The organism is Baia soyae, assembly GCF_004341445.1.
GTDB classification, from domain to species: Bacteria; Bacillota; Bacilli; order Thermoactinomycetales; family Thermoactinomycetaceae; genus Baia; species Baia soyae.
The window spans coordinates 153,301-178,637 of record NZ_SLXV01000001.1 but is presented as its reverse complement, the minus strand read 5'-3'; the positions used below and the strand labels follow the sequence as shown (position 1 = coordinate 178,637).

Genomic DNA, 25,337 nt, shown 5'->3' with positions numbered 1-25,337 from the left:
CCTCACGGTGGACACCCTTGCCTTAAGCTAATGGCTACTGCTACCTTCACCATTCGGGACTTTCACCCTATAGACTACGCCCATGCCGGGCGCACATTCAGGATTCCCCTCACCGATCGCCTCGGCAATCTCCATCAAATCTGCTGCCTGCTGTTCCCGCCAAGCCACATCATCAATCTTTTCTAGCATTAAAGAAGTTTTACGAAGTACACCGTGAATTGCCAGCATGATCGCAACCCGAATCTGATTATGTGAAGCTTGGGCCACTTCTTCGTGGAAGGCCAAATCTAGTTCAATAAACTTCTCCCATGGCACCTTACTTGAATGCGCCACGTCCTTGATTTTATTTGCAATGATCACCAATTGTTCTATTTGTTCTTTTGTGGCTCGTTGTGCGGCCCAATATGCCGTTTCCGCTTCAAAAGTTTGCCTAAACTCTACTAATTCGCTAATCGTAGCACCACGAAAACGAAGCAATGCCGCAAGTGCTTTTCCTACATGATCTGGTTTAGGCTCCGCAACAAAAATACCGCCATAAACCCCACGGCGCACCTCTACCACTCCAATCGCTTCTAATGAGCGAATGGCTTCCCGTAAAGTAGGACGGCTCACTCCAAAGAGACTACCGAGTTCTCTCTCATTTGGCAGACGGTCCCCATCTTTTAGATGCCCTTGCAAAATCGCTTCCTTAATCTGCATCGCTATATCTTCAAAACCACGCCCTGGGCGAACTTCCGAAAAAAAGGGATGCTGATCCTCTATATCTGTACCAAATTGCATCTTCTTCTCAACCCCACAAGCATCTATATTGAATTATCTAAAGGTATTACCTTTTCTCAACCTCATTGTATCAAAAGATGATTCATGGAACAATTAATTATCTTAATTTTATATATAAAAATTTATATTTCACATAACAACAAAAGCATCAGACTCATCTAGAATCTGATGCTTTTATCCATCTCAGCTTATTTCGTTAACAAGTAAATCCCGTGATCGTGATGAGCCTGTTTCACTTGGATTTCTTTCGAAGGTTGGATCAGCCTTTTAGCTGGTGCTGGTGCGCCAGAATTGTTATCTGCGATATCGAGAACTAAGTTCGTGACAATTGTTCCCACATTCTTCAGATTCGGCTTTTGGATTTTATCCAAAGTATCTTGGTCACTGTGGTAGTTTGGATCTTCCCCTACATTTAAGAAAGCTACCGGAATGCCGAGTGGTTCAAAAGAAGCATGATCGCTTCGTGTGGAAAACCCTCTGTTTGGCGTAATTTGTAACTCTTCTGCTTTCTCTACTGCCAAATCCGCCACAAAAGATTGCGCATTTGCAGAGGCGGTCATCACACCCAGCTGATCGCCAACTCCAACCATATCCATGTTGACCATAGCAGAAATATTCGCTGCTTCCTCTGGCTTTAACGATTTCGCATAAAACTCAGATCCAACTAGTCCTGCTTCTTCCGCACCAAACGCAATAAATCTCACATTCATATCAAGCTTCTTTTGAGAAGCAAGACGTGCTACTTCTAACATCGTCGCTGTTCCAGAAGCATTATCATTGGCCGCTGCTGAGTCCACTCCATCATAGTGTGCACCCACTACAAGCGTCTTTGCTTTTCTCGCATTTTTCGCTTTATACGTACCGATCACATTTTGTGAGTACGTATTAACAACCTCCGTGTCTGCTTTCATCGTGGTCGTTACCTTTTGTCCACCACTTAACATATTGACGAGAAGCGCACCATCTGTATCTGTCAAACCGATCGCAGGAATGCTTGTCTGCTGTCCAAGCGTTCCACCTAACTTACCTGTGGTGTTATTAAAGATTACGACTCCAATCGCTCCTGCTTTCGCTGCATTTTGAGTTTTATCGTAGAAAGTGAGCGTTCCGCGCTTGATCAGAGCAATCTTCCCTTTTACATCCACAGAAGCAAAATCACTCTCTGCACCCAACCCAGCATATACTAAATCTGCACTCAGCCCTTGAGCTGGTGTACTCGGAGAATAGGTTAAAGGAGCCGTCTCAAACGATTTATTTTCAGGTTGACTCACCGTTAATGCTGCCCCATGACTCTCAAAGCGGGTAAATGGAAATCTCTGCATCTTTACATCAAAGCCTAATTTTTTAAAGCGCTGTGCGATCACCTTCGCTGCTTGATGTTCTCCTGGAGTTCCCGCCATCCGAGCATCATCTTTGCTTGCCATCCAAGCAATATCACGATAAATTCGCTCCTCAGATACCCGTGGTTTAGCATGCCCCTTGTCTTGCACAGGAACACTCGAAGCAAACGCAGTAGTAAAGACCAACGGGATCGAAAGCATTAACCCCATGGCTGTATTGCGGATCGCCTTCTTCAACATAATTCCTCCCTAAATAGATAAATTTTAAATATTTTTACATTTTGTTTATTCTATCTATGTACGATAAAATCCTTCTAAATAAAGAAAAAAGGACCCTTCTTTTACGAAGGGATCCCTTTAATTTATTTGCACGACTGAAATACTTGCTAAAGCACCCTCTACCTCAATAGGACCCGATGAGCCTACAGGATCGGTGAGATTTACTTGTGCTGTAAGAGCAGCAGGCGCACCAACAACAGGAAATGCTACCTGAAGAGAACCATCAGCATTTTGACCACTACTATAAATAATGGACTGTGCAGTTGGAATGAGAGTTCCATTCAAATACAATTCAAAAAATCCAAAATCATCGTTCCCGCCAATAGAGCGCCCAGCCATCGAAGCTGAAACTAAATAACTATGTCCAGCGTCGAGAGTAATCGGGGCAGCACCCGTTGCGATCGCAATACCGGTTCCAACAGAATTAACAGTAACCCATGTAACGGGAGTATTAACATTCTGAGGATACACTGGAACAATAGCACTAATCCCATTCGCAAAAACCGTAGAGAAAGAGCCAGTAGGACCCGTATTTCCTTGCGGACCTTGTGGGCCTTGCGGACCTTGCGGGCCTTGTGGACCAAATGGTCCTTGTGGACCAAATGGTCCTTGCGGACCCGGAGGTCCTGGTGGTCCTACATTCAGGGAACCACCGACATTCTCTAAGACATTTTCTAACTTCTCGTTCAAGATCCATTCTTTCTTAGCTATCACGTTAATGGTATCCCGAACACTTTCATTGATCACTAAAAGATCCGTAAGCGTGGGATTTAGCGCTGACGAAATACCGGGAAGTGTCCCAAGTACGTACTGTAATTTCTCTCCTTCTGCATTAATAATATGACTCAAACCCAGTTCTTCTAGAGCAATCGAAGATAGAAGTAAATTAATCGCATCGTCTCGAGTCACAGTAATATTAGGGCTTACATTCGGTATATTGGGATAAGACATATTACTCACCTCCTGACGAAATCTACTCCCGTTTTCAATATATTTTAGTCCACCTTATTTAGTGCACAGATATCTTGGCAAAAAAATACCCATCTATTTGTTGAAAACCTTGTCTTTACAGGAATAACCAGCAACTGAGCGATGAATTTCCACTAGCCCAAATTACAGATTCTCTTTTAACTGCTGATCAAGAACCAATCCGGAATAAATCCCTTTCTTTTTTATCAATTCATCGTGTACCCCTTTTTCTGCAACCCTTCCTTCATTCACTACAAAGATCCAATCCGCATCCTGAATGCTCGATAATCGATGCGCTACGACAATCACCGTTCCCCCTTGAAAGAAGTCAAGCAAATATTGGCTTAAAAGTTGTTCCGTCTGTGCATCCAAAACAGAAGTAGGCTCGTCCATCAAAAGAATCTTCGGATTTTGTAACAATGCCCGAGCAATCCCAATCCGCTGTTTCTCCCCTCCAGAAATACGAACACCACGTTCCCCAATGATCGTATCCCATTTGTCTGGTAGCGACTCACCCGACGGACCCACGATGCCGATAAACTGCCCTGAATCGATCTTCATATCCATTTTGTTCAATTTCCCGCGATCTTTCTCATAAGAGAAGGATACTCGCTCCAGCACAATAGCCCCTTTCACCTCGTTTACTGGTTTTCCCGAATCTACATCCCTCTCTTCATAATCTAGGATTTCATCAATTAATTGCATTAGGCATGATTTCTTGCGTTTTAATAACCGCAAATTGAATCTTTTCTAAGTTTCCAAAGAGCTGAGGATAGTAGATCGTAAAAGCTAACAACGTTCCCATCGTAAGATTTCCTTGAAAAACGAGATACGTACCGTAGGACAATAAAATCCCAAGCCCTACATACTTCTGACTATTCACGATAAACTCTCCCGCATTCCCTAGATAAAAAACGTGATTTCTCAACTTGCGATATTTCTGCACCCGGTCTCTATGCTTCTCTATCTCCCTCTCTTCTTGGCGCATAGACTGAACTGTTTTTAAGCCCATTACGAGTTCCGTTGTATCTGCCTGCATATCCCTCTGCATAGACATGACTTGCCCAGATAGTACATTTACTTTTGCAGAAACACGCTTCGAAATAGTAAACAAAAACGGGACCATAATCAAAGAGAGCACGGCCATCTTCCTACGAAGTAGTAGTAGTCTACTTGTTGCAATGCTTGATCAATTTTATTCATGCTAACCCCTCACTTTTTTTAGAATATACAGCCTAACTGATACTTCCACAAAGCATGACAAAAGCCTCTACCCTATTGCCCTTCCAATACTTCACAAGTGTAATTTTGTTATAATATTTAAAAAAGTTAGACTAAAAGTGTATAATTATTTTCACTTGTGAAGTGGTAGCTTACCGTTTTGTTCTAAGGATAATTATAAACTAATATTGCGCTTTAAATCCTTCATGAACCCCGTCAATTATCCTTCATTGTGTGAGGTATCTTAGCCACAAAATAAAGGAGGAACATAGTGAAAAATCATTTACTACGCGCGGCAAGGCTAAAAATAGGCTGGAGTCAACACGTCCTTGATGCCTGTACTCACAATGCACATAATGCTTTTATACTTGCACAGTCTGCTGGATCGAATAAAATCATAAGTAGAGTAAAGGTATTGCATGGAACCTTAGTTCAATCTAAATGGAGAAAAGATCGGTGTGTCACTGATCTGAGTCGCATACTTATGGAGTGTGAGTAGAAATGAAAACAGTACTGCTTCTTACCAGTTTCACATTGCTATTTCTGCTAATCATTTGGTTCGTCTTCTACATAAAGGGCAAGAAATTTGCACTGCGAGATCGTCTACATAAAGCAGATGCTATTGTTGTGCTGGCAGGCACACGGGGCGACATCCGATTTCTAGATGGCAAACTTCGTACTGCTGTCAATCTATATCACCAAGGATGGGCCCCCTTTCTTGTTTGTAGCGGTAAGTTTAGTGTGAAAGTAGATACAAAAGCAGCAGATTTAATTCCGCTCGAGGAGCTTCAAAAGGCGGCTTGGGATGGACGTATTCAGGAAAAAGATATCCCCAATGCGGCTAAAACATGGGACCGGAATTTAGCGGCTAGCTATCTACGTCGTGAAGCATTGGATATGGGTCTTCCTCCTGAAGCCATTCTAGTTGAAGATGAATCTTTGCATACTCGCGAAAATGCCGAATATGTTCTTGATTTGCTAAAAAAGCATCATTTATCTCGGATTATTCTCGTCACCTCTCCATTCCATCAGCTACGTACCTATCTCACTTTCGCAAAAGTCTTTCAGTCACATGGAATCGAAATCACTAACTTCTATGCAGACACGGGGGAATGGCATCCAGCAACTTGGTTTTTATCGAAGGAATATCGTAATTTAGTAAGTAGTGAAGTATCGAGAATTAAAATCTACCGAGAAAAAGGGGATCTTTTGTAGTAAAGGGGATGAAATATGAACAAGGAACTTTACTTCCAATACCAGTGGCGATATACCAAAGATGATTTAAAGTACTGCCCTCGATGTGGGCATCTTTTTTCGTTAGAAGACCTACATATCCCGAACCAACCACAGCTTCTGTGCCATAACTGTCAATTTGTCTTCTATTTAGATCCAAAGCTCGCTGTAGTGGCAGTTGTATTAAATAGGGATCGAAGTAAAGTTCTTTTATTACAGCGAAATGAAGAACCCGGAAAGGGCCTATGGGCATTTCCGGGTGGACATGTGGAACGAGGACAAGACCTTTTTGAAACGATCAACAATGAAATCGAAGAAGAAACAGGACTTACTGTTGAAGTGAAAGAGATTATCGACACATTTTCCTTCCCAGCAGAGGGGCTAATCCAGTTGGCTTATGAAGCGATCTCAACTCATGAAGAAGTTGTGGTCAACATAGAAAGCCAAAAGGGCTATTTCTTCCCCTTCCATGAAATTCCTTGGGATCACTTGGCCTTCCCTACAACAAAACAGCTGTTATGCTTATATACAAATGAAGGTTCTACCCTTAGAGAATAGCACCTTTTCTATGTCGTTCTTACTAATAAAATCTAAAAATACGTATTTTAGACAATAATCAATAAACAGAACAAGTAAAAAAAGAGTGGCTTACTCACTACCCTCTTTTTGCTTAAATAGTAATATGAAAATACTTGTGCTTTCCAACACGAATCGAAGCAAAAAAGCAATTAGGGAGTTATCTAGTTGCTTTAGAAACAAAGCATCTTGATGATGGATTAAAAGAACGAGAGCATTTTGAACGAAAGTACTCCAAACGTGAAATCACTGCAAATGATTGCATTCAACTCCCTACCACGCGGTGAAGTCGCCAATAATGAAATCAATGTGATGGCCAGCTCTTGCAAATTGATTGAGCAAAAGAAGGGGCACAATATGTCCTAAATGGATTTCGGCACCTGTTGGGTCAATCCCTAACTTTACCCGCAATTGTCTACCCTCTGAAAGTAACTCTAACAAACGATCCTGAGTTAAAATTTCTTGGCATTTCGTACGAACAAAAGATAAGAGCTCCTTAGGAGAGATCCCAACCCATGATTCTTGACTTCTTTTAAAGAAATGTTGATCATATCTCTTTTCCATCAAACATTCACCTCCAAGATGACTAGTTACATTTGTCCTGATATCAGTTTACTTGTTATGAAAGTGGAAAATCAACTTATCAAAGGAGAATTTTTTTGAATAGTATTAAAATTCTGACGGAGAAAGGGTTTATTTTAAAAGTAATCGGTGATTTTAGAGAACCTTTATATCCGGCTCTTGTTGTCTGGGCTCGTAATCAACCAAAGAAGCTTTTCCGTTGCCATGTGGCACTATCAAAAAACCGTTATCAGCACTTGTTTTTCAGAAGTTCACCCAAGAGCAGGACATTAAAGATTATATAGAGGGACTAGAAGTCACTTGAGAAATTGTAAGTAGTAGGCAAAACTGGCGGAGTGTGAGTAGAAATGAAAACAGTATTACTCCTTACCAGTTTCGTATTACTCTTACTACTAATCATTTGGTTAGCCTTCTATATAAATTTGGCTGACTCCTTAAAAGGTATTATTTACCATTTGATATTTTTAGGTACCTCATCTGGTTTAAGCTTTGTCCATTCCGCAGTATAAGAACCTTTAGCCAATACTTTTAGATAAGTCCCTTGTGACAATTCAGTACTTGTGGTAAAAACAACCTCTTTCTTTTCTCCCTTTTCGTTATAGCCAGTCAGTTCATACTTAAACCTATGATCCTCTAGTTTTGGTTTCTTATCATTAATTTGGACATATACATCCTCTTGTTTCAACAGCGGATTGAATTGATCGGGTGTAAGAAAATAGCAAAGCAAAGCGAGAGTAGCCCAAGCTAGTATTTTTATCATACCTTTTTTCATATTTTATCTTCCTTTCCTGATATCTAATGTATTACTAGGTCATCATATCAAGGGGTAAATTTCACCTACCATAGATTTATCTTAATGAAAGCTTACTCTTTTGTAATATTGACATAGAGAAGGTGCTACTCGTAAATCGTAGCACCTTCTCTATGTCATCATCTCTATTAAAATATCTGAGGAAATTGCTTCTCTATAGCAGCTGTCATTTGATCGGCCATCATTAACGCTTCCTGTTCAATTCTGTCGTACAATTGGATACTCGTTTGATAATCTTTTCTAAGAATCGCTTCAACTTCGGCTTTAATTAAAGCAAGATGACTGTGAAGCATTCTCTTAAACTCATTTTTTGATAAGGGTGGGAGTATCTTCTTTAAAAAGGTAGCAATTTCGTCTGCATTGGCATACCACTTTCGTTCTGCTATGGCTACATCTAATTTATCCCCTGCTTTTGCTGCCTTAACGAGGTCTGCGGCAAGGACAAGATGTTCTCTGATCAATTCGCTAAATCTCCGAGCCACTTTTTCACCGTATAGGGATTCTAGCATATCTCCCATATCGTGGGCATTTCTCAGAAGTCGTGTGGTAACAAATTTCGTATCGGGTAAATCAAACAGAAGACTAATGATCGTCATTCGGGTCCAAGCAACATGTTGCTCCCACAAGGAACGCATTTTGTTGCTCAGATCCATTCGATGCTGATGATCCTTTACAGGAACATGTCTATGCCCATATACATCTTTACCTGCATAGTAAGAATCGTAAGGATAATGATTGGGTTGCCAATATTGGTACATAACATAACCGCCCTTCCGCTTAGTTATATATCACAATATGACAAACACCCGTCTATCGTTCGGGCGCGCGCCCTTGGTAAGAGAACTTATGAAATCAGAGACTGGGTTTCAAGAAATTCATGCTCATAAATCACATGAACCCTTTCTAACACATTCCTCGCTTGATCACTAAATTTTAATCCCGTAACCCGATCTTTCTGTAGAAATACGCCCGTCTTATTACGATATTTCCCGAGAGCTCCTTCATATAACTGACTTGCACCGTGAGTAGGCGGTGCGTAAAAAAACTTCATCAACGGTTCGAGCCATATGGGTAGTCCAGATTTTCTCCCTTTTCGTAGTGTATTGTTGCCGCCTGGGTCGACACTGCGAATGTGGATGCCGTTCTTGGCAAGTTGCGGAGCGATGGCCTCCGTCCATAATGAAAGTGCCAACTTAGATGTAGCGTAAGGGCCTAGTAGCTTTCGGAATGTTTTAGGGCGTTCGAGTGTTTCAAGCGTAAACTCTTTCACAAACTGTATGGCTGAAGATGAAGTATTGATCACTGTTTTGAAGTGACCATTTTGTAAGAGTTCCTTTAATTCCATCAAGATGATGTATGGAACGACTGTCATTAGTTCAAAATGGCTTTCGCGTCCTTGTTTCGAATAGCTTAGTTCATGGAAGCTCCTGCCTGCGTTATTGAACAAAATATCGATTCGTTGTTCCTTCTCTTTCATCTCCCCTAGGGTCCTTCTTAAGCTGGTATAATCGGCGAGATCCTTTGTTTTATAAATGCGAAGAGATCCATTCTTGATCGCTCTTTGAATTTCCATATCTTCGGTCGAAAAATCAGAACGATTTAAAGCCACTACCTGCCAGTTCTCCGACAGTAACTTTCGAGCTAACTCCAACCCAATCCCGGCGTTTGCGCCTGTAATAAGTGCGATATTTTCCCGTTGACTTGTTTTCATTTGTCGTCCCCTCCTATTAATAGTTGGGATATTCCCCTTGACCAAACACATCGTATAACTTGGAGTCAACTCCATGTCAAGATACCAAAACACACATTTTTTAGGAGTAAAAAGCTTGACTTGGAGTTAGATCCAAGTTATATAATGCACAAAATAGCGCTCTGGGAGGGAACGGAATGAAGACGACAGAGTCCACTTTTACGATAAAGCAAATCGCCGATCAAACGGGAGTGTCCACGGATACGATCCGCTATTACGAAAAGATTTCATTATTGCCCCGTGCAGATCGGAAGGATAACAGACATCGCATCTATCGACAGAAGGATATCGATATGATCTGGCTGATTACTTGCTTGAAAAAAACAGGGATGTCACTGGAAGAAATGAGGCCTTTTTTGGCGGTCCCTACCGATTCTGATCCTGCACAATATCCCGAGTTAGTGGCGAAATTAAAGAATCATCGGGAAAATATCGTCAGCCAACTCGCCTCGCTACAGCAGATCATTGATTTTATTGACATGAAATTAGAAGAGGGAAGATACCGCCGAAATGACTTGGATAATCTTTAAATGATACGAAGACAAATTCTTTATCCGAAATTGTTATGATCTTTATCAAATCTTTATCTCCTTATCTTATTATTTAACATAGCTTTATATATTCGTCGTAAAGATTTAAAGGAGCTTTCATATGCTAATTCATTTTAAGTGGTTCTATCTTATTCCCATTCTCTTGACACATTTCATAATACGTAGCTTTCCTAGCAAGCGAGTTCCAATTAAAAGATTCATGATTGAAATGGTCTTTCTCTTTTACTTAACTCTCTTAGTTTGCGTGACTCTGTTTCCCATTCCAGTATTCATGCCAAACGAAGCAATAAGCTTTGTTCATGGATTTAATTTTATTCCTTTTTCTACGATCGAAACCTATATGGGTCGGGATAGCTTCTGGAAGCAAATCGGGGGGAATATAGCTCTATTAGCCCCATTTGGTTTCTTGATTCCTCTTATATGGATTAAAATAAATCGGTTCATAAAAATAGCTGGACTAGCTTTATGCTTAAGTGTACTAATCGAACTATTGCAGATGTTAAGTAATGAACTATCCGGATGGAGACTTCGTGTCATCGATATAGACGATGTGATCTTAAATGTTACAGGAGCTTGTATCGGATATGGTTTGTTGCAATTGATCTTATGGGGTGGAGCAAAGGGGATCCGCGAATAAAAGGTTATAGGGCTGAAAATAGCTTATAACCTTTTTCGATCAAAAAAATTTAATTAAGTTCATAAATTCCATAATTTAAAAGAAGGATATTCCACCTCAAATGTAGCAATTAATTTACTAGGAGGTAATTAGAATGAAGCGTATGATTCAATTTCTATCTATGTTCGTTTTAGTAGGTTCCTTGATTTTTGGTGGAATATCAAGTCCGGCACAAGTAGCAAATGCAAGTTCAACCGATAAGGTGAGCACGGGAACGTTAGAAATTACGGTGCTCGGCAAAGACTGGAGATACTCACCTAGCGCTCCTGACGGCTTTGAGTATTTTCTAAGCGAATTGTCAAATGTGGAATTCACGGTTTATCAGAATGGGAAGGAATATACCAAGCAAAGAACGGGGCGAGATGGGAAATTGAGTCTTCCACTCCCTGCTGGTTCTTACACGTTTACACAAACAACTGCATATCCCAATTATCCGAAATACCCCCCATATCCACAATTCCCGTTTGCAACATTTTTTCCTGACAAGAGCGAGTTCTCCATAAGGATTAATGAGGGAAGAGTAGCTAGCTATACCGTATATAACGAGCCTATATCATCGGAGATATATGGAATTAATCCGTGGTAAAAGCCAAAACAAACTCCTCTAGAGAACGAATCGCTTCTCTAGAGGAGTTTGTTTTTAGGAGCAAGTCCTCTTTACACTGCCCGTGCGGCGCTCTCCCAGCTGAGCTAATGCCCCACAACTATCGATCCGACACAATCAACACATCCACATACTGTAGTTGCTGCATAATGACGTTAATGATGGAGCCTTTCCAGATCTCTTCCCATCTGGTACGTGCGGACATCCCCATGATAATCTGGGTAATCTTATGTTGGCGGCAAACCTCTACCATTTGCTGAGCTACTTTTCTGGATTTTGCCTTTTGGACAATAAAGGAAGCACCGAACTGCTCGGCGAGTTGCTTCCATTCTTGAATCGTTTTTGGATTGGATTTATGAGAGCGGATATGAAGAATATAAAGTTCTGCATTTAAACGATTGGCAATGCGAGCCCCCCGGCGAATCAGCTTTTCAGCATTTGGGCCATATTGTATACAAACTAAAATTTTCTCATGTATACCGGATGGCTCCTCAATTCCTGATTCCATTCTCTCTTTTTCTAATCGCAAATCAATGTCATCCGCTATCTCCCGTAAAGATAACTCTCTCAACGCAACCAAATTCCCTCGGCGAAAGAAGTTGTTAAGAGATTGCTGGATTTTATCCTTACTATATACGTTCCCTTCTTGAATCCGGTCTCGCAAGGTTTCCGGACTCACATCCACAATTTCCACTTCATCTGCTTCGCGCAACATAGAGTCAGGGACTCGTTCGTTCACTTGAATCCCTGTAATTTGCTGTACAATATCTCGGACACTTTCTAAATGCTGGATATTCATGGCGGTCCAGACGTGGATGCCTGCTTCTAGTATTTCGTGTATATCCTCATACCGCTTCTTATTTTTTGATCCAGGCACGTTGGTATGGGCTAGTTCATCAACAATAACCACATCTGGATTACGCTTGATGATCGCTTCCACATCTAACTCTTGAAGCTCTTTTCCTTTGTAATGAATCGTTTGTTTCGCGATGATATCCAGATCTTTGATTTCAGCGGCAGTGGTCGCACGTCCATGGGTTTCAATTAACCCAACTACGATGTCTACGCCTTTGGCCTTGTGGTCATGTGCGTCTCGTAGCATGTGAAACGTCTTTCCAACACCAGGAGCCGCCCCAATATAAATCTTGAGACGGCCCTTCTTCATTTTCTCGATCTTCTGTAAGATTTCTTCTGGGCTTAAACGCTTATATTCTTTATCATTCTGCATCCAATCACGCCTTGGTTTGGATCAATTTATGAAGATCCAGATTTAACTTGAATACATTAACCCGTGATTCTCCAAACACGCCAAGAACTCGGCCTTCCACATGCTTCTTCACTAAATCCTCTAGCTGTTGATTGGATAAACCCGTTGTTTTAGCCACAGTCGGGATCTGAAAACGGGCGGACTCTGGGCTAATATGTGGATCTAATCCCGATCCAGAGTTCGTAATTAAATCTAGTGGAACATCGCCTACTGACTTTCCTGGATTTTGTGCTAACCACTTATCTGCTTCTTCTTTCGTTCTTTTGATCATTTCCTCGTTAGAAGGGGCATAGTTCGGGGTGCCTGATGCAGCCCCGTCATATTTGATCGAAGAAATACGTCCATGGAAATACTGTGGACTCTCGAACGATTGCCCGATTAACTCAGAACCTACTGCTTGTTTTTGATCATTATAAACCATACTCCCATTAGCTTGATGCGGGAAAACAAGCTGAGAAATCCCTGTCATGGCAAGCGGATAACCCAGACCCAAAATGACTATCATGACCACGGCTAAACGAATCACTTTCATCTCACGATTCCTCCTATGTGTTATACAAACAACCCTACAGCAAGGTCGATCAGTTTAATCCCGATAAACGGAGCAATCACGCCACCTAAGCCGTATATGAGTAAATTACGACGTAACAGCGCTGCAGCTGGCATCGGTTTATACGCAATTCCCTTCATTGCCAAAGGAATCAGCAGGGGAATAATAATCGCATTGAAAATCAAGGCTGACAAGATCGCACTCGTAGGCGAATTTAGATTCATAAAGTTTAATGCTTCCATCTGTGGAATCGCTACGGTAAACATAGCGGGTAAGATCGCAAAGTATTTGGCAATATCGTTGGCAATGCTGAATGTAGTTAACGCTCCACGCGTCATTAATAGCTGTTTCCCAATGGAAACGACTTCGATGATTTTCGTGGGGTCAGAGTCCAAGTCCACCATATTGGCCGCTTCCTTCGCCGCGATCGTTCCACTATTCATCGCTAATCCCACATCTGCCTGTGCTAGAGCAGGTGCATCGTTCGTACCATCACCTGTCATGGCTACCAATTTCCCTTGGGCTTGTTCATCACGAATTACCCGAATTTTATCTTCTGGTGTACTTTCTGCAATAAAGTCGTCTACTCCTGCTTCTTTCGCAATCGTTGCCGCAGTTAATGGGTTATCCCCTGTACACATGATGGTTTTAATCCCCATTTTGCGTAACTCGTCAAATCTTTCTTTCATCCCCGGTTTAACGGTATCTTTCAAGTAGATAAGTCCCACGATTTGATTTCCGGTCGAAATGGCAAGTGGCGTACCACCTAGCCCAGCGATTTGATCGCTTTTTTCTTTTAGATCAGCAGGAATTTCTCCGCCTAATCCTTGAACATATTTCTGGATCGAATCAACCGCACCTTTGCGATAAACGGCACCATTTACATCCATCCCACTCATTCGCGTTTCCGCCGCAAAAGGGATAAATTCTGCTTGTTCATAGGGAGCAGGGTCTACTGTAAATCCTTGGCTTTTAGCGAGTTCTATCACAGAACGACCTTCGGGTGTCTCATCTTTTAACGAAGAGAGTACGGCTGCTCCTCTTGCTTCTGTCTCTGTGCTAGAACCAACCGGGATAAATTGTGCGGCCATCCGATTTCCAAAGGTAATCGTTCCTGTTTTATCGAGAATCATGGTGTTAATGTCACCTGCCGCCTCGACCGCTTTACCGGACATGGCGAGTACATTAAAACGAGTGACACGATCCATTCCTGCAATCCCAATCGCTGAAAGAAGTCCACCAATCGTGGTGGGGATGAGACAAACCAATAATGCAATCAGAGTGGCGATTTGCAACTGGACACCCACGTAACCGGCAATCGGCAATAAGGTAACAACAACCATGAGAAAGATTAACGTCAAGGTAATCAACAACGTATTTAAAGCAAGTTCATTTGGTGTTTTTTGACGAGATGCCCCTTCTACTAAGGAAATCATCTTATCAAGGAATGATTCACCGGGATCAGCTGTAATTCGTACCTTGATCGAGTCGCTCACTACCTTGGTTCCGCCCGTGACAGAACTAAAGTCACCACCAGCTTCTTTAATCACTGGGGCTGATTCCCCTGTAATCGCCGATTCATCAATCGAAGCTAACCCCTCGATAATCTCTCCATCTCCGGGAACCAAGTCTCCTGTTTCGACTACTACCACATCACCTTTTCGTAATTCAGTAGAGGAAACCTCCTCGATTTCGCCTTTCTCATTCAACCGTTTCGCCAACGTATCTGCCTTAGTTTTTTTCAGGGAATCTGCCTGCGCTTTCCCTCTCCCTTCAGCAAGTGCTTCTGCAAAGTTAGCAAATAAAATCGTGAAAAATAAAATGACAAACACCGCTATGGTGTAACCCATCTGATCTTGTACTCCAAAATAATAAGGCATTAGAAGCATCAACAGAGTAATAAATGTCCCTACTTCTACCACAAACATGACCGGATTTCGCATCATGATAAGTGGGTTCAATTTTTTAAAGCTATCTCGTAACGCTTGACGAACAATCGGTCCTTGAAACATCGATTGATTTTTCGTTTGCGAATTCATTTTGTAATTTCTCTCCCTTTTAACGAATGGACAAAAACTCAGCAATCGGACCTAGAACGAGGACTGGAAAAAAGGTAAGGGCACCGATAATGAGTACTGTTCCGATCAAAATCGCCCCGAATGTTGCATTATCAGTACGGAATGTACCCATCGTCTCTGGTACAGGTTGCTTCTGTGTTAACGAGCCAGCTACTGCTAATAGAGCAATGATCGAAACATAGCGTCCGAGTAGCATCACAATCCCTGTGGAGATATTCCAAAAAGGCGTATTATCTCCTAAACCTTCAAATCCCGAACCATTATTTGCTCCCGCTGATGTAAACTCATACACTACTTGCGAGATTCCATGGAAGCCTGCATTGCTGATAGCATCCGTTCCGAGATGGGTCATAAAGGCAATCGCAGATGGTCCTAAGATAATCAGCGGATGAATCAGTAAGGCAATCACAATCAACTTCATTTCACGTGGTTCGATTTTTCGTCCTAAAAATTCGGGCGTACGACCTACCATGAGTCCCGCTAAGAAAACCGCCAGAATCGCATACATCAACAGGTTGACAAATCCAACACCTTCTCCTCCAAACACATTGTTTAGCATCATCAATCCAAATGGAACAAGGCTACCGATTGGAGTAAGCGTATCATGCATATTATTAACGGTACCTGTGGTGGCCGCAGTGGTTAATGCAGTAAAGAAGCTGGAAAGCGGTATCCCAAACCGTACCTCTTTTCCTTCCATACTCCCTTGAGCCGAGGAAAATCCTAGCTTATTTAATGCCGGGTTCCCTGCTTGTTCAGCACAATAAATCACAGTGAGCATAACTAAAAAGATAGCTAGCATGGTTCCAAATAATACCCAGCCCTGCTTCCGATTCTTCACCATCATTCCATAGGTGATAGGTAGAGCGGCAGGAATACACCACATAGCCAAGATTTGCAGAAGATTGGTAACGGCATTTGGGTTCTCAAACGGATGAGCCGAGTTGACTCCAAAGAATCCGCCACCATTTGTCCCGATGTGCTTGATCGACTCTAGAGAAGCTACAGGTCCCAACGCGATGTTCTGTGTATTTCCTTCTAGTGTCGTAACCGTGGTTCTTGCATCCAATGTTTGTGGTACACCGAATGCGACAAGAAACAATGTTACAACCACAGCAAGTGGAAGCAGAATACGAATAATGGCCCTAACGTAGTCTTGATAAAAGTTCCCAATCGTTTTTCCTTTGCTTGATAGGGCCCTAATCACGGCAATCGCTACCGCTAAGCCTGTTGCCGCAGAGGTAAACATCATCATCGTCACGAAAATCATTTGCGTTAAGATCGTAAGACCTGTCTCTCCGCTATAATGTTGCAAGTTCGTATTCGTCATAAAACTAACTGCTGTATTAAAAGAGAGAGTCGGTTCCATATTGGCAATCTTGCCGGGATTCAGCGGTAATAAATTCTGTAACCGCAAGAGCAGATAGGCAATCCCTAAAAGAGCGGCATTCGCAAAAAGTAAGGAAACTGAATACTTTTTCCAACCGGTCTCCTCTAAATTCTTAATCCCTGCCACTCGATAGATAAGCTTTTCAAAAGGGGAGAAAAAGCGATCTAACTTCGTTGTCTCCTTCGAAAAAGCGAGATGTAAATATTTAGCTAATGGCACTGCAACCACAAATAGTAACATCAAGACAAGCAGAAACTGCAAAGTAGCATTTCCCATTGTGCAAAAATCCTCTCATTGGTTATGTTTAAAATTTCTCAGGATAAAGTAATGCATAGACTAGATATACAAAAATTGCGAGCGTAACAGCACCCATAAGCCAAATCACTATTTTTCTCCTCCGCTCTCTACCCGGTGACACCAGATTGTAAATCCATAAAATAAAGCAAACGCTATGGCAAGTAACCCGATCATCGCAATATCTAACAAGAACAATCCTCCGCTTCCCAAATCGTATATTTTCTCAGTTATTTCATATATAAGTAGAGCTTTCGTACTAACATCAGAATCCATTCGTACCCATAGAAATAGTTTTTTTTTACACGCAAAAAGCCAACAGGTGGTTATCCTGTTGGCTTTAATCTAATATACCCACAACAAATAACCCCCCTCTCACTACGCTTACGAGGTTAGCTGACGGATTCGGGTGCTGAGAGTCACCCTACTCATCAAATAGGCTTCATTTGATAAGATTCACCCCTTGTGGTCCACAGTCCACCACAGTTGGTTCCCCCGTTTCCATTGGAATTCAGCGATTATAGGGAAAAGATGTTTATATGAAATTGAACTAATCTTACTCCCATAATAAGCGACTGTACAGACGCATTTAAGACGAAAAATAGGCACATTATATCCTCTATTGTTCGTTTTAACGCTTACATCAATCGTTTTCTTTTCTAATCTTCTTTTCTCTACTTAAAAGAACATCCTATCTAGACTCATCTAGACAGGATGTTCTTCTCTCATTCCTACAAAAACAATCCAACAATCGTACCCGATAAGATTGACGCTAAGGTAGAACCGTACAATAATTTCAAACCAAACTTCGCAACCTCATCCCCCTTCTTCTCATTCAATGCCTTAATCGCACCTGTAATAATCCCAATCGAGCTAAAGTTGGCGAAGCTGACTAGGAAGACGGAGACGATCCCGACGGTTTTAGCGGATAGTTGCTTGGATACATTTTGGAAGTCAAGCATGGCCACAAATTCATTGGTTACCAGTTTGGTCGCCATCACACTGCCTGCTTTCACTGCTTCTCCATAAGGAACTCCCATCAAGAAGGCAACTGGTGCAAAGATGTAACCGAGTATGGTTTGGAAGGATATGTGGAAAACGAACATAAACAAGTAGTTAATGAAGTTGATTAAAGCGATATAACCAACTAACATCGCGGCGACGATAATCGCCACTTTCAAACCATCCATAATGCTCTCGCTAATAGCTTGAAAGAGATTCATCTTCTCTGCTGATTGCTCGATTGCTAAATCGTCCTCATCTCCAATATCGTAGGGATTAATGAGATTGGCAATGATAAGCGCGGAAAAGATGTTGATGATAATGGCTACGACCACATACTTAGGATCCACCATCGTCATATATGCCCCGACAATCGCAATACTAACAGCACTCATCGCCGAGGTACATAACGTGTAAAGACGCCGCTTCGATATTAACCCAAGTTGCTTTTTAGTGGTAAGAAACACTTCAGATTGTCCCAATATCGCGGAAGAGACGGCTACATAGTTCTCTAGCTTTCCCATACCGTTTAACTTGCTTAAGCCGAGTCCGATCATCCGAATGATATATGGCAGTATGTGATAATGACTTAAGATCCCGATTAACACCGAGATAAAAATAATCGGCAATAGTACATCAAGGAAAAAAGTAGACGCTCCGTTGTTCTCTAACCCACCGAATACAAAATCGACACCACTGATTCCCAGCACCACTAGCTTGTGGAATGCTTTGGAAACACCGGACACAATGGTAATTCCAATTTTTGTACTCAACATGAAGAAGGTCAAAATCCCCTCTACCACTAACATCACAACAATCGGCTTCAGCTTAATATCTCTTCGATTATTACTAGCAATATAGCCTAATACAAACACCAAAAGTAATCCTGTAAAGAAAAAGACCACATTCATATTTTCTGTCTCCTGTTTCGTTGTATTAGCGTTATTTTTCCAAAGAAAGATTGGTTCATACACCATTTCCTCCTTTTCTTAAACAAAAGAAAAAAACCCTGCATAAGTCAGGGTTTAGTCAGGGTTTTTTACATGAAATAAGTCCATGAAAAAATGGAACATATCTTTTTTTCTTATTCAGCACATTCCTGGGCTACTGCTACAAACAACTCAGCCGCTTTGTTAAGCTCTTCGATCGGCATATGCTCTTCGGTGGTATGTATTTTCTTATATCCAATTCCAAAGTTGACAGTTGGAATGCCGTATCCGGCTATTACGTTGGCATCACTACCTCCGCCGCTTCCACCAATCGCTGGTGTACGACCAATCCGTTTCACAGCCGCAACTGCTTTTTGGACAACTAGGTCTTCTTCTGTGAAAGAAAAACCTGGATAGAGGACATTGGTTTCTACATCAGCTGTTGCACCGAAGTCAGCGGCTGCGGACTTAAATCCTTGTATCATTTTTTCTACTTGCTGCTGAAGCTTTTCTTCATTACGGCTACGAGCCTCCGCTAGGATTTCTACGTATTCTGTCACGATGTTGGTTGCAGTACCTCCATGGAAGCTACCAATGTTTGCTGTGGTTTCTTCATCAATCCGCCCTAGAGGCATACGGGAAATGGCACGGCTAGCCACTTGAATGGCACTAATTCCTGCTTCCGGATTCACGCCTGCATGCGCCGCACGACCGTGGATGCGAGCAAGAATCTTCACTTGGGATGGTGCGCTTACGATGATCTCTCCCACAGGCCCATTCGAGTCTAAAGCAAAGCCGAAGTCCGCTTTTACATATTGTCGTTCTAAGTGGCGGGCACCTACTAAGCCAGACTCTTCTCCGATTGTTAAAACTAATTGAATCGTACCATGAGCCACCTTCTGCTCTTTTAGCACACGAATTCCTTCTAAGATGGCTGCTAAGCCCGCTTTATCGTCACTACCTAGAATTGTGGTTCCATCAGAGTAGATATGGTCATCTTTGATGATAGGCTTGATCCCTTTTCCTGGTGTAACGGTATCCATGTGGGAAGTAAAGTAAATCGTAGGGGCATCTTCCACCGACCCTTTCAGAGTGGCAATCAGGTTACCTGCACCGTATTGGGTCACAGCTGCTGATCCATCTTCCACTACTTCTAGGCCTAGATCGGTTAATTTCTGTTTCAACAGGTCACAAATCGCACGCTCGTCCCCTGTTTCGCTGTCCACTTGTACAAGTTCAATAAATTCATCAAGTATTCTTTGTTGGTTAATCATAATGGACTTCCTCTCCTCGTCAAAGGTATGCGTATATTGTAACACCGTTTTCGGATTTATACAGAAGGGTTCATCGCTTTTTGCTTAAAAATTCTAGAACTTGATTAAAGGTTTTTTGTCCTGCTGGCGTATTCATTTTAAATTGAAATTCATGTGCTAACTCACCAAACTCTTTTTTATCAAAGAAAAGAGCATCTACATATACGCCTTTGCTTTGCAGTGCCTTAGCTAGTGCTCTTCCTTGATCTTCAAACGATCCCTTGTTTCCATCGGTGATAAAGGAAGGAGGGAATTTTTCGGTGACATGATTTAATACGGCCGCGATCTTTACTTCCGGTAACCCTTCCCAATCTTTTCGACCCAAGTACGCCCATCCAGTGGTACGTAAAAAGTCTTGTATCTTTTTACTCGTTTCCATCTTAGCTAGATTCGGCATATTGTACGGACCGCAAAATAGCAACATACCTTTGATCGTAGTCGGATCTACAACCGCATCTATCTTGTTTAATTTTGCATATTCGTTTGACGTCTGAATGTTAACGAATTGGCTTGATATTTGGGCTCCCGCAGAGTCTCCAGCAAAATAAACTCGATCTAGGTTTACGTTATATTTCTTATCATTTTTCTTCATGTATTCATATGCTTCACCTAGTTGCAGAACAGGTGTAGGATATTTTCTTTTTGGGGCAAGGGCATAGTTGATATTTACCACGGTATAGCCATGGGAGGCCAATTCTACCGCATAGCCAGTAATACTTGATTTATCCCCTCCGACAAATCCACCACCATGTACCCAAAAAATAGTTGGAGTTTCTCCTGTACGATTTTTCGGATAGATGATATCTAATGTACCATCTGGAAATTTGGAATCATAATCGATATCCTTGACGATTGTCGTCTTCGTTTCAGCATCGCCATGTACAGCAGATGGAGCAAATAGGCCACCTTCAAATGCTCGTTTAATCAAAAATGATTTTGGAACGGGAGAAAGGTTCCAATAACTAACTCCTGAAATAGCTAGTCCGATAATGGTGATGAAAGTGATGAGCATTCTTTTTTTCCATGCTCCTTTGGATTTGTTTGTTTTCATTTGTATGTAACTCCCACTCTTGAATAAAGTTTGTTTGTCGTCTAATAAAGGAGTATAACCAATTTGCCATAAAAAAATTGAAACTAGCCTGTAAATCGACAATACGATTTACAGGCTAGTTTTGTATAAGAGTGAAGTGATATTTACTAGGTCAAGCGATGCACAGACCAAACTGTGCCTGAAGGTAAGGCAGGATCTCCACCTAAATCTAAGTTAACAATTAATCCATCTGCGATGTAAACAATTGCAACCGTATCCCCTGCGTTAAGCTGGAAGTCTCCTGTTAGTGTAACGGAAGCATTCCCAAGAATCACTCTTAGGGTTAAAATCAATGCAACGTTAACGTTTAATAGTGGGAACAAGCCAGACACCAAATTTGTTATTGGTCCTGGAGACTGCCTTTGAATAGCAAAAGCCGGATCTACACCTGCACCAAGTGATACGGTAATAGCTGCCGTCGTCGTATAACTAATAACCGCCTTCATCGAGTATCTTCCAGTAGCTGGTACTGTGTATATTCCTGTTGTTGGATTGAAGCTACTTCCTACATAGTATGGAGTACCTGCTGGCGCTGTCCAACCAGCCAATGTTATACTCGCAGCAGTATTAGTACCAGTAGGACGGAAAACAGAGAATCCTTCTGCTGCAAAATCAGGTCCAGTCGGGCCAGTCAATCCCGTTGGGCCGGTGATTCCTGTTGGACCAGTGATTCCTGTTGGGCCGGTTGGGCCGGTCAATCCTGTCGAACCGGTTGGGCCAGTCAATCCCGTTGGGCCGGTAGACCCCGTCGGACCTGTTGAGCCGGTCTCTCCGGTCCCACCGGTCGGACCCGTTGCTCCGGTCTCTCCTACTCCAGTGGCTCCCGTCGGACCTGTTGGGCCAGTTTCTCCAGTCGGACCTGTTGGACCAGTCTCTCCTACTCCGGTGACTCCCGTCGGACCTGTTGGGCCGGTTTCTCCGGTGGCTCCTGTTGGACCTGTTGAACCGGTCTCTCCTACTCCAGTGACTCCTGTCGGGCCGGTTTCTCCCGATGGACCGGTAACTCCAGTGGCTCCTGTATTTGCTGCGAATCCGGGAACTCCCGTCGGACCTTGTGGGCCAGTATCTCCTTGTGGGCCAGTTACTCCGGTGGCTCCTGTATTTGCTGCGAAGCCAGGGACTCCCGTCGGACCTTGTGGGCCAGTTACTCCCGTTGGGCCGGTGTCCCCGGACGGTCCCGTAGGTCCAGTGGCTCCCGTTTCCCCGCTGGCTCCGGCAGATCCGGACGGTCCTGTAGGTCCAGTGGCTCCGGCAAACCCGGACGGTCCAGTGGGTCCAGTGGCTCCCGTTTCCCCGCTGGCTCCGGCAAACCCGGACGGTCCAGTGGGTCCAGTGGCTCCCGTTTCCCCGCTGGCTCCGGCAAATCCGGACGGTCCGGTGGGTCCAGTGGCTCCCGTTTCCCCGCTGGCTCCGGCAAATCCGGACGGTCCGGTGGGTCCGGTGGGTCCAGTTTCCCCGCTGGCTCCGGCAAATCCGGACGGTCCGGTGGGTCCAGTGGCTCCGGTTTCCCCGCTGGCTCCGGCAAATCCGGACGGTCCAGTGGGTCCAGTGGCTCCGGCAAACCCGGACGGCCCGGTGGGTCCGGTGGGTCCAGTTTCCCCGCTGGCTCCGGCAAATCCGGACGGTCCAGTGGGTCCGGTGGGTCCGGTTTCCCCGCTAGCTCCAGCAAATCCGGATGGTCCGGTGGGTCCGGTGGGTCCGGTTTCCCCGCTAGCTCCAGCAAATCCGGATGGTCCGGTGGGTCCGGTGGGTCCGGTTTCCCCGCTAGCTCCAGCAAATCCGGACGGTCCGGTGGCTCCGGTGGGTCCGGTGGCTCCGGTGGGTCCGGTTTCCCCGCTAGCTCCAGCAAATCCGGATGGTCCAGTGGGTCCAGTGGCTCCCGTTTCCCCGCTGGCTCCGGCAAACCCGGACGGTCCAGTGGGTCCAGTGGCTCCCGTTTCCCCGCTGGCTCCAGCAAATCCGGATGGTCCGGTGGGTCCAGTGGGTCCGGTTTCCCCGCTGGCTCCGGCAAATCCGGACGGTCCGGTGGGTCCAGTGGGTCCGGTTTCCCCGCTGGCTCCAGCAAATCCTGACGGTCCGGTGGGTCCAGTGGGTCCGGTTTCCCCGCTGGCTCCGGCAAATCCTGACGGTCCGGTGGGTCCAGTGGGTCCGGTTTCCCCGCTGGCTCCGGCAAATCCGGACGGTCCCGTAGGTCCCGTGGCTCCTGTAATACCAGTAAGACCTGTAAGACCCGTAATACCGAGTTGTTCAAGAATGTCCTTAATAATATTTATAATGGTTCCAGAAGCTCCAGTAGAAAATTCTAAATTCACATTGGCTGAACCCTGTACTACACTGACTTCCAATGAACTCGATATAAAGTTTAGATCCTCGCCAACAGCCACCGTAGCAATTCCATCTGCACCTGAATTGCCTAGGACTCGGAATAACCCAGTCCCTGTTCCAAATGTGGGTCCAGCAGGACCTTGAGGTCCCTGTGGTCCTACGCTAGTAGTCGCTTCTAAAACAGTCTCTAACTTCTCTTGCAAAATCCACTCTTTCTTCGCCACTTCACGGATTGTATCCCGAACACTGCTATTGATTAAGAGCAAATCAGTGATAGTAGCAACCTGAGGAGCACTAATTCCTGGTAGAGTTCCTAAAATATACTGTAACTTTTCACCTTCAGCGTTGATAATATGACTTAGCCCTAACTCCTCAAGTGCAATAGAGGATAGCAAGAGATTGATTGCATCGTCTCGTGTAATAGAAATAGTGGGGGTAATATTAGGTATATTAGATTGAGACACATTTACACCTCCCTAGAACTTCTATTTTTCTAGCCTAGGATATTCCAAACGCTATTAGTGTGACGATCTTTTCGCCACTTAAAAAACCAAGAATATCTTATATCTTGGCCTCGTATCCAATTAAGTCCAATCGTATTACCAACGTTCGTCCGTAAATACAAACTCGCCATTATAATCTCTGTCCCGTATATCCTCCTCATTAAGCAAATTCCCATGATTATCATATATATACTTATACATACGGAGGACTCCCAACACATTTTTACTTATTTGTTCAAAGCGGTTTTGTGCTTCCATTCCGCTAAGTCCTTGTAGACTAATATTTTCTTTGAGAAATGGAGCGTGAAATGATACATAGAAAGTGGGTCTTTTCTCTTCTAAAAATTCCTGCAAACATAGAATTAAGGTATATTCACCACCTTCGATATCCATTTTCACAAAGTTCACATCTCGGATATTATACTGGCTAATTAAGTCAGCTATTGTAATACACTGTACTTCACATGAAACATCAGAAACGGTGGGCATGAGACTTGAAACAGCGTTACCGAACATACCTCTTGTGTACAACTGTGAAGCTCCAGTCTTTCCAGACATAGCCGAATTAATCAGTGTTACTTTAGAAGTGATCGGTGAATTTAAACTTACATTTATCTTCAATTCTCCAAAAGCAACTGGATCTGGCTCTACTGCATATACATGCTTGGCCCTATGGGCCGCGTACAACACAGTAGGTCCGATAAACGCACCAAAATCCAAATAAGTATGGTCTAAATCTAGAAAGCGATCAAAAATATTAAATGTATATTCTTCCTAATTATTCTGGTGCATACTTTGCCATAACCAAGCATTCCGTTGGTTGATTAAGACATCGAAGTGAGCATTTTCGTTTCGAGATGGATAATACAGTCTGCTCCAAAAGGTACACTCCCTTAGATTTATTTGTACATAACCCATTTCTATTCGCAAAGACAGCTCTCATGCATGCCCATATAAAAAAATGGTGTGATCATAATGATCACACCATTTCACAATTAATTCTCTACGCAACTCGATTTCGATATGCAAATCGAACGTTATAATCATCTACTTGTCTTCCAAGGGTAAATAGATCGTAAAGCCAGCCGATCCCGAGCAATCCACCTGTCAGCAGATAGAGAATCCCGGTTGCTACTTTTCCCAAATAAAAACGATGCAATCCGATGAAACCACCTAGAAAGATGAGCAAAATATAGGCAACTGATTTATCTTTTTTCATCATGT

The 25,337-nt window shown here is 43.2% G+C and carries 25 protein-coding genes, 1 pseudogene and 1 riboswitch; of the genes and pseudogenes, 6 read left to right on the top strand and 20 right to left on the bottom strand.

All coding sequences use genetic code 11. From position 1 onward, the window contains the following. Positions 1 to 27: 27 nt before the first annotated feature. The 5 genes from EDD57_RS00875 to EDD57_RS00855 all read right to left on the bottom strand — a co-directional run bounded on the left by EDD57_RS00875 (position 28) and on the right by EDD57_RS00855 (position 4,515). Complete coding sequence (locus EDD57_RS00875) at positions 28 to 780, bottom strand: FadR/GntR family transcriptional regulator (RefSeq protein ID WP_131847387.1); 753 nt, start codon at positions 778 to 780, stop codon at positions 28 to 30. A gap of 188 nt (positions 781 to 968) precedes the next feature. Further along, positions 969 to 2,357 carry a M28 family peptidase gene (locus EDD57_RS14885; RefSeq protein ID WP_279388924.1) on the bottom strand — a complete coding sequence of 463 codons (1,389 nt, stop codon included), beginning with the start codon at positions 2,355 to 2,357 and terminating at the stop codon, positions 969 to 971. A gap of 120 nt (positions 2,358 to 2,477) precedes the next feature. Next, on the bottom strand, positions 2,478 to 3,350 hold the full coding sequence (locus EDD57_RS14275; RefSeq protein ID WP_207896777.1) for an alpha-helical endospore appendage domain-containing protein: 873 nt from the start codon (positions 3,348 to 3,350) through the stop codon (positions 2,478 to 2,480). Positions 3,351 to 3,512: 162 nt separating this feature from the next. Continuing rightward, complete coding sequence (locus tag EDD57_RS00860) at positions 3,513 to 4,073, bottom strand: ATP-binding cassette domain-containing protein (protein WP_131847383.1); 561 nt, start codon at positions 4,071 to 4,073, stop codon at positions 3,513 to 3,515. Further along, the gene (locus EDD57_RS00855) at positions 4,060 to 4,515 is read right to left on the bottom strand and encodes an ABC transporter transmembrane domain-containing protein (protein ID WP_131847382.1); all 456 of its coding nucleotides are present in this window, start codon (positions 4,513 to 4,515) and stop codon (positions 4,060 to 4,062) included. Before EDD57_RS00855 ends, EDD57_RS00860 begins: the two co-directional genes overlap by 14 nt. A gap of 345 nt (positions 4,516 to 4,860) precedes the next feature. Here EDD57_RS00855 and EDD57_RS00850 point away from each other — a divergent pair, with 345 nt between their 5' ends. Genes EDD57_RS00850 through EDD57_RS00840 form a run of 3 tightly spaced genes read left to right on the top strand, consistent with a single transcriptional unit; the run spans position 4,861 to position 6,380 of the window. Further along, positions 4,861 to 5,088, top strand: coding sequence for a hypothetical protein (locus EDD57_RS00850; RefSeq protein WP_131847380.1), 228 nt, complete (start codon positions 4,861 to 4,863; stop codon positions 5,086 to 5,088). A 2-nt stretch (positions 5,089 to 5,090) separates the two neighbouring features. Continuing rightward, entirely contained in the window at positions 5,091 to 5,804 is a 714-nt protein-coding gene (locus tag EDD57_RS00845; RefSeq protein ID WP_131847378.1) for a YdcF family protein, read from the top strand. Positions 5,805 to 5,819: 15 nt separating this feature from the next. Continuing rightward, a complete protein-coding gene (locus EDD57_RS00840) occupies positions 5,820 to 6,380 on the top strand; it encodes an NUDIX hydrolase (RefSeq protein WP_131847376.1) in 561 nt (186 codons plus the stop codon). Positions 6,381 to 6,671: 291 nt separating this feature from the next. Here the strand turns inward: EDD57_RS00840 and EDD57_RS00835 are convergent, their stop codons facing one another. The 4 genes from EDD57_RS00835 to EDD57_RS00820 form a co-directional block, all read right to left on the bottom strand. Then, on the bottom strand, positions 6,672 to 6,962 hold the full coding sequence (locus EDD57_RS00835; RefSeq protein ID WP_131847374.1) for a hypothetical protein: 291 nt from the start codon (positions 6,960 to 6,962) through the stop codon (positions 6,672 to 6,674). 466 nt (positions 6,963 to 7,428) lie between these two features. After that, positions 7,429 to 7,752 carry a YxeA family protein gene (locus EDD57_RS00830; protein WP_131847372.1) on the bottom strand — a complete coding sequence of 108 codons (324 nt, stop codon included), beginning with the start codon at positions 7,750 to 7,752 and terminating at the stop codon, positions 7,429 to 7,431. A 167-nt stretch (positions 7,753 to 7,919) separates the two neighbouring features. After that, positions 7,920 to 8,549 carry an acetylglutamate kinase gene (locus EDD57_RS00825; RefSeq protein WP_131847370.1) on the bottom strand — a complete coding sequence of 210 codons (630 nt, stop codon included), beginning with the start codon at positions 8,547 to 8,549 and terminating at the stop codon, positions 7,920 to 7,922. Positions 8,550 to 8,635: 86 nt separating this feature from the next. Further along, positions 8,636 to 9,502, bottom strand: coding sequence for an SDR family NAD(P)-dependent oxidoreductase (locus EDD57_RS00820; protein ID WP_131847368.1), 867 nt, complete (start codon positions 9,500 to 9,502; stop codon positions 8,636 to 8,638). A gap of 176 nt (positions 9,503 to 9,678) precedes the next feature. On the opposite strand from EDD57_RS00820, the pseudogene EDD57_RS00815 reads away from it, so the two are divergent. The 3 genes and pseudogenes from EDD57_RS00815 to EDD57_RS00805 all read left to right on the top strand — a co-directional run. After that, a pseudogene (locus tag EDD57_RS00815) lies at positions 9,679 to 10,062 on the top strand (MerR family transcriptional regulator); the annotation flags it as partial. Between the two features lie 130 nt (positions 10,063 to 10,192). Further along, positions 10,193 to 10,729, top strand: coding sequence for a VanZ family protein (locus tag EDD57_RS00810; RefSeq protein ID WP_131847364.1), 537 nt, complete (start codon positions 10,193 to 10,195; stop codon positions 10,727 to 10,729). Positions 10,730 to 10,862: 133 nt separating this feature from the next. After that, the gene (locus EDD57_RS00805) at positions 10,863 to 11,354 is read left to right on the top strand and encodes a SpaA isopeptide-forming pilin-related protein (RefSeq protein WP_131847362.1); all 492 of its coding nucleotides are present in this window, start codon (positions 10,863 to 10,865) and stop codon (positions 11,352 to 11,354) included. A 118-nt stretch (positions 11,355 to 11,472) separates the two neighbouring features. On the opposite strand, the gene kdpDN is transcribed toward EDD57_RS00805, so the two are convergent. The 11 genes from kdpDN to EDD57_RS00750 all read right to left on the bottom strand — a co-directional run bounded on the left by kdpDN (position 11,473) and on the right by EDD57_RS00750 (position 25,332). Continuing rightward, complete coding sequence (gene kdpDN / locus EDD57_RS00800) at positions 11,473 to 12,600, bottom strand: KdpD-like non-kinase potassium sensor (protein WP_131847360.1); 1,128 nt, start codon at positions 12,598 to 12,600, stop codon at positions 11,473 to 11,475. A 4-nt stretch (positions 12,601 to 12,604) separates the two neighbouring features. Beyond that, positions 12,605 to 13,171, bottom strand: coding sequence for a potassium-transporting ATPase subunit KdpC (gene kdpC / locus EDD57_RS00795; RefSeq protein ID WP_131847358.1), 567 nt, complete (start codon positions 13,169 to 13,171; stop codon positions 12,605 to 12,607). A gap of 20 nt (positions 13,172 to 13,191) precedes the next feature. Then, the gene (gene kdpB / locus EDD57_RS00790) at positions 13,192 to 15,228 is read right to left on the bottom strand and encodes a potassium-transporting ATPase subunit KdpB (RefSeq protein WP_131847356.1); all 2,037 of its coding nucleotides are present in this window, start codon (positions 15,226 to 15,228) and stop codon (positions 13,192 to 13,194) included. A gap of 19 nt (positions 15,229 to 15,247) precedes the next feature. Next, the gene (gene kdpA, locus EDD57_RS00785; protein WP_131847354.1) at positions 15,248 to 16,933 is read right to left on the bottom strand and encodes a potassium-transporting ATPase subunit KdpA; all 1,686 of its coding nucleotides are present in this window, start codon (positions 16,931 to 16,933) and stop codon (positions 15,248 to 15,250) included. A 28-nt stretch (positions 16,934 to 16,961) separates the two neighbouring features. Continuing rightward, positions 16,962 to 17,030 (bottom strand): K(+)-transporting ATPase subunit F, encoded by a 69-nt coding sequence (gene kdpF / locus EDD57_RS15065; protein ID WP_424204978.1) that lies wholly within the window; start codon positions 17,028 to 17,030, stop codon positions 16,962 to 16,964. A gap of 288 nt (positions 17,031 to 17,318) precedes the next feature. Further along, a riboswitch (cyclic di-AMP (ydaO/yuaA leader) is annotated at positions 17,319 to 17,478 on the bottom strand. 204 nt (positions 17,479 to 17,682) lie between these two features. Continuing rightward, the gene (locus EDD57_RS00775; RefSeq protein ID WP_131847411.1) at positions 17,683 to 18,864 is read right to left on the bottom strand and encodes a NupC/NupG family nucleoside CNT transporter; all 1,182 of its coding nucleotides are present in this window, start codon (positions 18,862 to 18,864) and stop codon (positions 17,683 to 17,685) included. A gap of 173 nt (positions 18,865 to 19,037) precedes the next feature. Further along, positions 19,038 to 20,156, bottom strand: a complete 1,119-nt coding sequence (locus EDD57_RS00770; protein ID WP_131847350.1) for a M20/M25/M40 family metallo-hydrolase — start codon at positions 20,154 to 20,156, stop codon at positions 19,038 to 19,040. 70 nt (positions 20,157 to 20,226) lie between these two features. After that, the gene (locus EDD57_RS00765) at positions 20,227 to 21,246 is read right to left on the bottom strand and encodes an alpha/beta hydrolase (protein WP_131847348.1); all 1,020 of its coding nucleotides are present in this window, start codon (positions 21,244 to 21,246) and stop codon (positions 20,227 to 20,229) included. Positions 21,247 to 21,392: 146 nt separating this feature from the next. Further along, positions 21,393 to 24,074 (bottom strand): alpha-helical endospore appendage domain-containing protein, encoded by a 2,682-nt coding sequence (locus tag EDD57_RS00760; RefSeq protein WP_131847346.1) that lies wholly within the window; start codon positions 24,072 to 24,074, stop codon positions 21,393 to 21,395. Positions 24,075 to 24,209: 135 nt separating this feature from the next. After that, the gene (locus EDD57_RS00755) at positions 24,210 to 24,833 is read right to left on the bottom strand and encodes an FkbM family methyltransferase (protein WP_243649387.1); all 624 of its coding nucleotides are present in this window, start codon (positions 24,831 to 24,833) and stop codon (positions 24,210 to 24,212) included. 283 nt (positions 24,834 to 25,116) lie between these two features. Further along, complete coding sequence (locus EDD57_RS00750; protein WP_207896776.1) at positions 25,117 to 25,332, bottom strand: NINE protein; 216 nt, start codon at positions 25,330 to 25,332, stop codon at positions 25,117 to 25,119. Between the last annotated feature and the right edge of the window lie 5 nt (positions 25,333 to 25,337).